10 protein-coding genes are annotated in these 10,000 nt (G+C 44.4%); 7 read left to right on the forward strand and 3 right to left on the reverse strand.

Features of this window, described 5'->3' with window-relative positions; genetic code table 11:
- Nucleotides 1–65: 65 nt before the first annotated feature.
- Nucleotides 66–914, forward strand: a complete 849-nt coding sequence (locus LDL40_RS14585; RefSeq protein WP_300996150.1) for a LysR family transcriptional regulator — start codon at nucleotides 66–68, stop codon at nucleotides 912–914.
- A gap of 172 nt (nucleotides 915–1,086) precedes the next feature.
- The gene (locus tag LDL40_RS14590) at nucleotides 1,087–1,536 is read left to right on the forward strand and encodes a hypothetical protein (protein ID WP_300996152.1); all 450 of its coding nucleotides are present in this window, start codon (nucleotides 1,087–1,089) and stop codon (nucleotides 1,534–1,536) included.
- 13 nt (nucleotides 1,537–1,549) lie between these two features.
- On the opposite strand, the gene LDL40_RS14595 is transcribed toward LDL40_RS14590, so the two are convergent.
- Nucleotides 1,550–2,140 (reverse strand): TetR/AcrR family transcriptional regulator, encoded by a 591-nt coding sequence (locus tag LDL40_RS14595; protein ID WP_300996155.1) that lies wholly within the window; start codon nucleotides 2,138–2,140, stop codon nucleotides 1,550–1,552.
- A gap of 1,035 nt (nucleotides 2,141–3,175) precedes the next feature.
- Nucleotides 3,176–3,418, reverse strand: coding sequence for a DUF2892 domain-containing protein (locus tag LDL40_RS14600; protein ID WP_367304337.1), 243 nt, complete (start codon nucleotides 3,416–3,418; stop codon nucleotides 3,176–3,178).
- 250 nt (nucleotides 3,419–3,668) lie between these two features.
- On the opposite strand from LDL40_RS14600, the gene LDL40_RS14605 reads away from it, so the two are divergent.
- The 4 genes from LDL40_RS14605 to LDL40_RS14620 all read left to right on the forward strand — a co-directional run bounded on the left by LDL40_RS14605 (nucleotide 3,669) and on the right by LDL40_RS14620 (nucleotide 6,855).
- The gene (locus LDL40_RS14605) at nucleotides 3,669–4,535 is read left to right on the forward strand and encodes an MBL fold metallo-hydrolase (RefSeq protein ID WP_300996157.1); all 867 of its coding nucleotides are present in this window, start codon (nucleotides 3,669–3,671) and stop codon (nucleotides 4,533–4,535) included.
- A 26-nt stretch (nucleotides 4,536–4,561) separates the two neighbouring features.
- Nucleotides 4,562–5,314 carry a sulfite exporter TauE/SafE family protein gene (locus LDL40_RS14610; protein WP_300996158.1) on the forward strand — a complete coding sequence of 251 codons (753 nt, stop codon included), beginning with the start codon at nucleotides 4,562–4,564 and terminating at the stop codon, nucleotides 5,312–5,314.
- 17 nt (nucleotides 5,315–5,331) lie between these two features.
- Nucleotides 5,332–5,733 carry a rhodanese-like domain-containing protein gene (locus LDL40_RS14615; protein WP_300996159.1) on the forward strand — a complete coding sequence of 134 codons (402 nt, stop codon included), beginning with the start codon at nucleotides 5,332–5,334 and terminating at the stop codon, nucleotides 5,731–5,733.
- A 99-nt stretch (nucleotides 5,734–5,832) separates the two neighbouring features.
- The gene (locus LDL40_RS14620) at nucleotides 5,833–6,855 is read left to right on the forward strand and encodes an oxidoreductase (RefSeq protein ID WP_300996160.1); all 1,023 of its coding nucleotides are present in this window, start codon (nucleotides 5,833–5,835) and stop codon (nucleotides 6,853–6,855) included.
- Between the two features lie 14 nt (nucleotides 6,856–6,869).
- Here LDL40_RS14620 and LDL40_RS14625 read toward each other — a convergent pair whose 3' ends face one another.
- The gene (locus tag LDL40_RS14625) at nucleotides 6,870–8,636 is read right to left on the reverse strand and encodes a cellulase family glycosylhydrolase (RefSeq protein WP_300996161.1); all 1,767 of its coding nucleotides are present in this window, start codon (nucleotides 8,634–8,636) and stop codon (nucleotides 6,870–6,872) included.
- 142 nt (nucleotides 8,637–8,778) lie between these two features.
- Between LDL40_RS14625 and LDL40_RS14630 the strand changes: the two genes are divergently transcribed.
- On the forward strand, nucleotides 8,779–9,942 hold the full coding sequence (locus LDL40_RS14630; RefSeq protein WP_300996162.1) for a serine hydrolase: 1,164 nt from the start codon (nucleotides 8,779–8,781) through the stop codon (nucleotides 9,940–9,942).
- Nucleotides 9,943–10,000 lie beyond the last annotated feature (58 nt).

Here is a 10,000-nt window from a genome sequence, read left to right on the forward strand (position 1 = left end):
GAGCTTAGCTTGAGACCATGTAAAGTTAAATTAGATGTATCCTTTGGTATCTATAGCTTTTATCTATGGACTTTAGACAATTAAATTATTTTATTGCTGTTTATGAGTCAGGCTCTGTGAGCGCTGGCGCGCGACGGCTGGGTATTAGCCAACCCACGTTATCTGCCGCAATGATTCAACTTGAAACTCAACTACAGGTTTGTTTATTCAGGCGTATTCCTAAAGGAGTAGTTGCTTCAGAAGACGCTGAGCGTCTTTATGGGCATGCCTGTAATTTATTAAATCAACTACAAGCCGTACAAAATACATTTTCACCTGCGCCAGAAAGGGTGCAGTTCAAATTGGGATTGGTAAAGGCGCTTGGAGTTGAACGAATGAGCCAGCTGTTAAAGGATTTTCAACAGCAGGCAGCGAATCTTTCAGTACAACTAGAATTGGTACTTGTAGAGCCAGATGATCCCTGTGATGCAAGAATTATCAACATTAAACATTTGCGTGCAGGGGAAGATTTTACACCTCTTTGGAAAGATCTATATCAATTAGCACTGCCATCCCAACATCCTTTGGTGTTAAAACCTCAGTTAACATTAAGTGATTTCCATAAGTTACCCATGATTAAACGCACCCCCTGCGAAGCCTGGTCTGTTTTATATCCGCAATTGTTGAGGCAAGGTATCAAGCCTGACATTCGTGCAGATATTCATACCATAGAGTATGCGGTTGGATTGGTAACAGCCGGAGTTGGAGCTGCTCTCGTTCCTAACTTTGACGCATTTACTCAGCGTACTGATATTGTTTTGAAAAGCTTTAATGAGCTGACGCTCCCCAGGGAGTTGGGGTTAGCGAGCCCACGCTTAAGCTGCAGTCCACTGTTAAATTGTTTACGACAGTTATGCAAACAGATTGGTGAATAGTTCTAGTTGTTGAACTCTTTGTCTGATACGACTTAATGCTTACCTTTTGGAGGTATAACCCCATTGGGTAAGATATTTTTTCTCTTTAGAATGTTAATGTTGTCCGCTTTTCTACGGCTTTCACTCTTTAACGGTAAATTGAGCCACCAAAAGAGAATTTGGGAAATCGATAATGAAGACTACACCCCGGCACAAAAATTCAGATGACTCTGTATTATCAAGGTATGAAAATATTATTCAGAGTATGGAGCAGAGTGTTGCAAGCAATAGCGAAAATTACCGGGCCTGGTGCGTTACTGTCGTAGCTGCGATTTTGCTCGGTGCAGTTTACAACAATCAACTAACTTATACTTTTGTTGCAGTCCTGCCTGTTTTTTTAAGCGCTTTAATGGATGGTTACTATGTTGCACTGAGAGTGATACTTAAGCAGTACCAGAAATCCAGAGCAACTCCTGATGAGTGGGAGCTCAAAGATGTTGCCAATGAGCTAAGTAGTGCCATGTCCAGGGTCAAAATTCTGCAACTAGACAATTTGGCGGCACCCGCAATAAGACGATTTTATTCCCCAATACTCGTACTTCTGGTGCTCTGTCAGATAACAGCTTTCTTTAATGGTGAATGAGACAGCTGGGTTATTACGCTTTACAGCCTGAATTAACACCTTTTAAAAACATGGTTTCCATACTACAGAGTATTTCGGATTCTGCTATCCGACCGACTCGTGCTGAATTTATGAGAGCCAGCAACATACCGATAAATACCTCACTCATGGCGGCTGCACTTACGTCGTTGCGGAGCGAGCCTTCGAATTTTCCTCTCAGAAAAAAACGATCAATTTTAGTTTGAAATTCTTGCCAAGAGGCTTTTCGGGTGCTCAACACTTCTTCATTTAATTCGAATCTGTGCGTTAGAAAAATAAGGAGCTCTTTATTTCTCAATAAACCCTCAGTAAGAGATTTAAAAGATTCGTGTATTACTCCGGAATCCAGATGTGCTACTTCAATAGTCATATTGAGTTGCTCTAAAGATCTGCTATACAGCAGTTCAATTAAATTATCCCGGTCTGAGCAAAAACCACACAAAATGGCTTCGCTAACACCAGTTGACTTAGCAAGTTCCTGCAGTGAGGAGAAAGGTTTATCAACCAGCGCTGATGCAGTTGCATGCAGAAGTTGATCGGGCAAGCTACCGCAGCTTGATACCGCGGATAAGAGTACATGTTTCATGTTTGCCTCACAGTCAACATCTGTTTGGGAAGTGAGGCTCTGCTTATGTATTCAGAATACATGGTCATTTCGGCCCCAGCACTAGGGGTAAGAATAATGAAAGTAAATAAAAAAAGTGGTCTCTCAAGGTGGTAGGTTTTAAGTATATAAGGGGTATTTGAAGGTCATATTGAAGCAGGCTAGAGCCCGGTATAAATTCAGGCTTCTTTGTCATAACATAACTTAAAGTCTTAAGTTTCAGACTGTCCGGTATACGTTTTTGCAAAAAATCAGCTATAGATTAATCAACTCTCATCCAGTTATCTTCTGTGAGTGAGTTGGTTTTAATTTAGTTAAAATTCTGGTCTTACTATTCAGACCCTCCGGTAATACACTTTTTAAGTCATTTAAAAAATAGTCTCGTTCAGGCAGCATCATTTTGTGCTTGGTAAAGCATGGCTATAAGCAGAAAAAAATAAGGGAAAAGTGCTGAAATTAAGGTCTGAATAGTCAGACCTGCTTGAATTTAACATCGGCAAAAATTAATCAATACAGGACTTTTCTTTATCTGAAGTGAAAATAAAGTTCTGTGGCGGCAAGAGATGGTTTTCGTTCTGATTGTCAAATTTTTACTGGCAGAGTTGAGCTGAATCTGAATATTCAGACCGCAATGAGAGGCTTGGTCAAGTTCCCTCCTCATTTTCAGCAAAGTGTTAAAATTATGGTCTGAATTTTCAGACCAAGCCTGATCAAAACAATCTTAACTTGTGACCCTCGGCATGCTTTTTGGCCACCTGTGTCCATGGTCACCGCGTTAATAGATCTTGGTTGATGTCCGGCTTATTGGGGTACTGACATCATTTAAAAACAGTTAGTTACCACTTTCGTCTTTCAAGGTTATGGCCACGTTTGAAAGTGGTCACGGCCTGTCACGCCGGGGGTCGCGGGTTCGAGTCCCGTCCGCTCCGCCATTTTACTGAGTCACAAATTCAGTAAACAAAACAACCAGCCTTGAGCTGGTTTTTTTACATCCATAAACTCCCTGTTTTCCGGTTTTTACTGCTCAGATTTTTTTGATACAGGGCAGGAGCTAATGCCTAATAAGCTGTAGAGAGGGCAAACGCCTATGATGCCTGTAAACAGAGATATTAATCCGAGCCAACCCCAAACACCAATAATCCCTGCTGCAGCTAAGCTAAGTAAGATAGAGCCAAGGCTTAGTCTGGCTATTTTATCCAGCCTACCCAGATTTTTTTGCATCAGTATTCTCCTTAGTGATCGGATAAAAACACAGCACATCAATTAATTCAGCCTTATCTAATCTAGTGAGCTCTGGAAAATGAAGTTTGACTTGCATCAAAGAAAATAGTGAATCATTAAATTTAATTAGATTTATCTAATTTATTTATTTCCTTTTGGTCTATGCTTATACTAAATTGGAATTTATCGGCCAAAGGCAAATTTGACAGTGCTGTATGCAATGCTGGTCTTTTGTCGATTCAACTGTATTTAGCAATAAGGTAGCCGTGAGCTACCAGAGGAGTAAGGCATGAGTGAGTTTCAGGTTCAGGCTTTTCTGGATAATGATAGTGAAACCTTTAGCTATGTGGTATCGGACAACGCAACAAAGCAGGCTGTGGTGATAGATCCGGTATTGGATTTTGATTACAAATCAGGACGCACATCCACAGCTAGTGCGGAAAAAATCCTGGCTTACATCCAGAAAAATCAGCTGATGGTGTTATGGGTCCTTGAGACTCATGCCCATGCTGATCATTTATCTGCCGCACCATTTTTCAAACAGCAGTTGGCTGCCCAAATTGGTATTGGAGCTCAGATCAAACAGGTGCAGAGTATTTTTAAAGAAGTCTTTAACCTGGAAAAAGAGTTTTTGCCGAATGGAGCACAATTTGATCGTTTATTCGAAGATGGTGACCTGTTGCAATTGGGGGCAATGCAAATAAGAGTGATGCATACTCCTGGTCATACACCTGCAGATGTAACTTATCTAATCAACGAAAAAGCTGCTTTTGTCGGCGACACTTTATTTATGCCCGATGTAGGTACTGCACGCTGTGACTTCCCGGGCGGTAAGGCTGCCACCTTATTCGATTCAATTCAAAAGTTACTGGGGCTGGCCGAGACCACGGAAATTTATGTCTGTCACGATTATCCTACTCAGGGACGTCACCACCAATACCTGACCACTGTGGGCGAACAAAAGCAGCGCAATATTCATGTGCATAACGGTGTTACAGCCGCCGAATTTGTTGCGCGACGCGAGAGCCGTGATGCGACTTTAGATATGCCCAGGCTAATTTTACCTTCGATTCAAATCAATATCAGAGCAGGACATATGCCTCCGGCAGATGAGACAGGCAAAGTTTATTTAAAAATTCCACTGAATCAACTCTGATTTTAGGCTGTGAAGCGGAGGTGTTTATGATCATTCAGGCGGTAATTGGTGCTGTGCTGATAGGAATAAGTCTGGGTATTTTTGGCTCAGGTGGCTCTATTCTGACTGTACCTGTACTGATGTATCTGGTTGAAATGCCAGTCACTATGGCCATAGCCTCATCTTTGTTGATAGTGGCTTGTATCAGCGTGTTTGGCAGCATTCCAAATATCATTCATAAGCAAGTATCCTGGCCCCATGTGCTGTTATTTGGTGTGCCTGGAATGGCTGGTACTTATGCCGGAGCATGGCTGGGTACTCTTGTCAGCAGTGTGATTCAGCTCGCTGTTTTTGTGCTGCTGATGTTGGTCGCAGCAGTTATGATGTGGCGTGACAACAGGTCGAAACTGGGACAAGGCCAGCTCCATAAACCTAAGGTGGTACTTGATGGCATTATTGTTGGCATTATCACGGGCTTTGTTGGTGTAGGTGGAGGTTTTTTGATAGTCCCGGCTTTGGTTTTATTAGGTGGTGTTGCTATCAGTCTGGCAGTAGGAACCAGCTTGCTCATTATCGCAATGAAATCTTTTGTTGGTTTTGCCAAATATTATGCAGTGCTTACAGCCCAACAATTTACCTTTGACTGGATGGTAATTGCCATCATGGTTGCCGGGGGGGTGATCGGCAGCTTGTTAGGCCAGTGGCTGGGGCAAAAACTGCCTAAAGAGAAGCTACAAAAAGCCTTTGCGGTGTTTTTAGCAGTGATGGCCTCTGTAGTCCTGACCCAATCCGTTTTATAAGTAGTGGAGAATATCCTATGAAAAGTTCGCAACAATTGGTCAATGAGGCAAAAAGCAGGATTACAGAAGTAACGGTGCAGGATTTAGCTTCTGCCTTGCAGAATCATCAATGCATTCTGATCGATGTGCGTGAAGCAGATGAATTTGCAACTGGCCATATCGATCGCGCCGTCAACTATCCCAGAGGTGTATTAGAAATGCGGATCCATCAGCATCCTGCAGTGGCTTCACATTGTGATGCAACAACAGCACTGGAGCTGTTAGCCGCTAAACCTATTTATCTGATCTGTCGCTCTGGTGCCCGCTCGGCTCTTGCTGCAGATGCACTGCAAAACATGGGCTTTAGCGCTATCTATTCTGTGGCAGGAGGTTTTCAGGCCTGGCTTGATGCAGGTTATCCTTTTGAACCAAAGGCTTAGCTGGCTTGGCTAGGCGAGCAGGTTTGTATCTGATAACGTGTTTCTGATTTTTAGATCGATCTGATACTAAGCACAGATCAACCTCTGTTGGGGCTAGTTATGATTAAAACTGCTGTTATCGGCTATGGCTTATCCGCTAAAACTTTTCACTTGCCTTTTATCAAGCGCCAGGCTGAGCTTGACTTAAGGGCTATAAGTAGCAGTCAGCCAGAACTTCAACTGGATTATCCTGATATTCAGCATTTTCAGCATGGAGACGAGCTGATCCGTAAGTCGGATGCTGAACTTGTAGTGATCACTTCTCCCAATGACAGTCATTATCCTCTGGCAAAACAAGCTTTGCTGTGTGGAAAACATGTGTTGGTGGAAAAACCTTTTGTGTTGACCGAGGCGCAAGGCAAAGAACTGTATGCGCTGGCGAACTCACAGCAAAGGCAGTTGATTGTTTACCATAATCGAAGATTTGATGGAGATTTTCTAACCTTAAAGCAATTATTACGGTCTGGAGACTTGGGGACCATCCGTTACTTTGAGTCACATTTTGACCGTTTCCGGCCAGTACCACGATCACGCTGGCGTGAGCAACAAGGAGCAGGTAGTGGTATTTTGTATGACTTGGGCCCGCACCTTATTGACCAGGCCATTGCGTTGTTTGGTGCCCCTGAAGCATTGACGGCGCGCTGCCGAGCCTTAAGGCAGGGCAGTGAGACTGTAGATTATTTTCACTTGATGCTGCATTACGGCGATAAAGAAGTAGTACTGCATTCCAGTCCTTTTTGTGCCTTGCCTACCACTCGTTTTATATTGCAAGGCGATTTGGGTTCTTATCATAAAACAGGCTTAGATCCGCAGGAAGATGCGCTTAGGGCAGGGCAAATACCTGAGGGGGCAAATTGGGGGCAGGAACCTGAAACTATGTATGGGGTGCTGGCGAAAGCCGATGGGGTAGAGACTTATCCAAGCGTAGCAGGCAACTATCAACAGTTTTATCAAGAAGTAGTGCAGGCACTGACCATAGGTAAAAGCAATCTGGTTAGTGCTGGCGAAGCTCTGTTAACTATAAAATTGATTGAATTGGCACTACAAAGTCAGCAGCAGGGTACAACCGTGCTGCTCAGTTGAGGTCTTGTCCAAACTTATTTCTGGGCCGCTGGCTGAAGTGTAAAGCTTTGCCAGTGGAAGCCGCCTTGCTCAGCCTGAAACTTCAGCTGATTGTTGCCCTGTTGCAGATAAACTTGTCCCAAATTTGCTGATTGCCAACTGGTGTCCGTTTTTGTTATTGGCAAATCGACACTGCCCTGGTGTTGTTGATTCACTGTTACACTGAGTTTTGCTCCGTCTTGGAGTGTTGCATACTGAACAGACAATCGATAAACGCCGGATTGTGCGACCCTGAGGCTGTACTGCCACCACTCAGTTTTATCAATATGGCTGATATAGAGCCGATCTTTTGTATCTTTGGTGATATCGACACCATCATTGCGATACAACATACCTTCATTCCATTGTCGCCTTTCTTTACCGGTACTGACATGATAGTTGGCCGATTCCGTATCAAAATAGGCATGATGTAACGGCCCAACATCGTAATCTACAGCTTGTACAGTTAAAGCCTGTTGTGGTGCCAGCCGAAGTGATCGGTAAGCTCTGGTAGCATTGCTGTGCGGCTGTCTTAGCATGGCTTCGGCTACATCGTCATGCTTGATGGTATTGTTGTAATGAATATCCACTGTAGCCAATCGCATCAACGCTTTATAAGCTTGCTCTGGTGTGGGTTTCTCTGCATTACCTTGGAGGTAAGCCACCAGTTTCAGGTAATCAGCATTGGCATTAATTTGTTGCGGGTTATTCAGGCGGATTTTTTTCAGTGGCCAGAAGGCCCAGCCAATGCCTTGTTGTTCAACCATGGCTATCGCATCTCTGAACCATTGGTTCGAGTTCTCACCTGATTCACCCAGCCACAGCGGCATCTGATATTTGTTACTCAGCGCCAAAGGCTCTGCAATACTTTGCGGGCTGTTTTCCGACCAGTATTTATGGAAACTCAACACCATATTGTGATCCCATTGTGGCAGCACTCCTTTGTAGTTATTGCCCCAGCAGTTGCCTTCAATAATGATCATATGCTTTTGATCAACTTCACGAATGGCATTGGTGATTTGCACCAGCAACTGGCGCAGAGGTTTATTTTGTTGCTCCTGACAGCCGTTATTATCTTTACTGTCGCTAAAACCCCAGTTAGGCTCGTTAATCAAATCGTAGCCGCCAATCCAGGGTTCATCTTTGTAACGCTCAGCCAGCTTCTTCCACAGTGCTATAGTCTTTTGCTGATTAGCGACGCTGTCCCACAAGGATGCTTTGGTTGGGTCTCTGTCCGAAATAGCCAAATCATTACCCTGACCACCAGGTGCCGCATGTAGATCCAAAATGACATACATTTTATTGGCTTTGGCCCAGGTCAGTAGCTGGTCTGTCAGAGCAAAACCTGGTTCAAGCCAGGTGTTTTGTCCAGCCACAGGTTCCTGTTCTACTGGCAAGGTATATAAGTTAAAGTGCATCGGCAGTCGCACCGAGTTATAGCCTAAAGCGGCCATTGCATCTATGTCGGCTTTGGTGGTGTGATTAGCCAGCCAGGCCTGATAAAACTCAGTTGTTTTTTCCTCGCCAATTAAGTCGACAAAAGCCTGACGGATTCTATGCTGCTGGCCCAACTTTGGTAGTTCCAGCATATATCCCTCCTGCAACATCCAACCGCCTAACCCTATGCCCCGCAGCAGAACTGGATCACCTTTAGCATCAACTATTTGTTGCCCTTGGGCTTGTAAAAAGCCTTCTGACTGCAGACTAAAACTGCAGAGACTCAGGCAAAACAAGCTGGATAAGAAAAACATGGGTCCCGACATAAATAGTCCTTTTGGCCACTTTGTTGTATGGTGCAGAGTGACAGGGCGCGGCAAATGAAAGCGCTTTACTCTGGGCGTTTTTTCACCACCATACCATCGTCATTATTTTTGTCAAAAGCCGGATTTATTAAAAAGGTCAGCTATGTCAGAGCTTTTATGCAGTACTAAAACCAGAACTATAGCTGCTCTGGTGATATGGATTTTTAGCCCCCCGATTCTGGCTGCAGAGGTATTCTTTGCCCCAATGGCGTTGCAGGATCAATTACAGGTGGCAACACCGACAGAAAAAGGTCTGGACGAAAAGTCGTTACGACCCTTGAGAGTGTTACTGGACACACAACAACCTGAGACAGGCTTACTGCAACTACATAGTCTGCTGCTGTACAAATCCGGCGCTTTAGTGTTGGAACATTATCAGCAGGGAAATAACGACTGGATCAACTTTGAACAGGGTGTAAAGCTGATCAAAGGCCAACAGGACTTTGTCTGGACAGTGAATACACCTCATTATGTGGCTTCGGTGACAAAAGCTGTCACTGCGACTTTAACCGGTATAGCCCTCAAACAAACAGCCTTGACACTGGATAGCACTTTGGCGCAGTTGTTACCTGATCATCCGGTGATCAAAACTGACCCTGTGAAAGCCTCTGTTAGTGTGCATCAGTTGTTGTCAATGCAGGCAGGTTTTGTCTGGGACGAATGGACAGCAGATGATTTAGTTAAATTATGGCAGCAGCCGGATTTTGCCGATTACCTGTTGCAAAAGCCCAATACTGGTCCGGGGAAAAGCTGGGCTTATAACAGTGCGTTACCTAATCTGCTGCTGAGGTTGTTGCAGATGCAATTAAAACAGCCTGTTCAACATTGGGCTAAACAACAGCTTTTTGATAAATTAGGTTTTTTGCATTATCGCTGGGATACACAACCAGATGGTATAGCGGAAGGCTCTGCCCGGTTGTGGCTGCGGCCCCGAGATATGCTCAAACTAGGTATTTTGTATTTGCAGCAAGGCCAATGGCAAGGTGAACAACTGTTACCCTTGGGCTGGGTGCAACAAATGACTAGTCGGCAGGTGACAAGTCCGTCTGGTGAGTACGGTTATTATTTCTGGTTACGGCAGCTGGACGGGGTTGCTTATTACACAGCTGAAGGAGATGGTGGCCAGTATATTGCGGTTTTTCCTACTCTGGATATGGTGCTGGTGCTGACTCAGGGCAATTATTTACAATGGCCAGTCTACAAAAATCAGGCGGATCGGATCATCAGGTACCTGATCCATAGCGTCAAACCCACTACAGCCTTGTAGCTGGGGCCGTTACTCGCTGAAGCTGGCCAGACAGGCTTTGTTACGGCCTTCGGCTTTC

Source organism: Rheinheimera sp. (genome assembly GCF_020217005.1).
Classification (GTDB): Bacteria; Pseudomonadota; Gammaproteobacteria; order Enterobacterales; family Alteromonadaceae; genus Pararheinheimera.

Excerpts from the sequence above, each read along its gene's own strand:
- LDL40_RS14620 (WP_300996160.1), top strand. The coding sequence starts at position 5,833 with ATGATTAAAACTGCTGTTATCGGCTATGGCTTATCCGCTAAAACTTTT.
- LDL40_RS14625 (WP_300996161.1), bottom strand. The coding sequence starts at position 8,636 with ATGTCGGGACCCATGTTTTTCTTATCCAGCTTGTTTTGCCTGAGTCTC.
- LDL40_RS14630 (WP_300996162.1), top strand. The coding sequence starts at position 8,779 with ATGTCAGAGCTTTTATGCAGTACTAAAACCAGAACTATAGCTGCTCTG.
- LDL40_RS14590 (WP_300996152.1), top strand. The coding sequence starts at position 1,087 with ATGAAGACTACACCCCGGCACAAAAATTCAGATGACTCTGTATTATCA.
- LDL40_RS14615 (WP_300996159.1), top strand. The coding sequence starts at position 5,332 with ATGAAAAGTTCGCAACAATTGGTCAATGAGGCAAAAAGCAGGATTACA.
- LDL40_RS14610 (WP_300996158.1), top strand. The coding sequence starts at position 4,562 with ATGATCATTCAGGCGGTAATTGGTGCTGTGCTGATAGGAATAAGTCTG.
- LDL40_RS14605 (WP_300996157.1), top strand. The coding sequence starts at position 3,669 with ATGAGTGAGTTTCAGGTTCAGGCTTTTCTGGATAATGATAGTGAAACC.
- LDL40_RS14600 (WP_367304337.1), bottom strand. The coding sequence starts at position 3,418 with ATGTGCTGTGTTTTTATCCGATCACTAAGGAGAATACTGATGCAAAAA.
- LDL40_RS14585 (WP_300996150.1), top strand. The coding sequence starts at position 66 with ATGGACTTTAGACAATTAAATTATTTTATTGCTGTTTATGAGTCAGGC.
- LDL40_RS14595 (WP_300996155.1), bottom strand. The coding sequence starts at position 2,140 with ATGAAACATGTACTCTTATCCGCGGTATCAAGCTGCGGTAGCTTGCCC.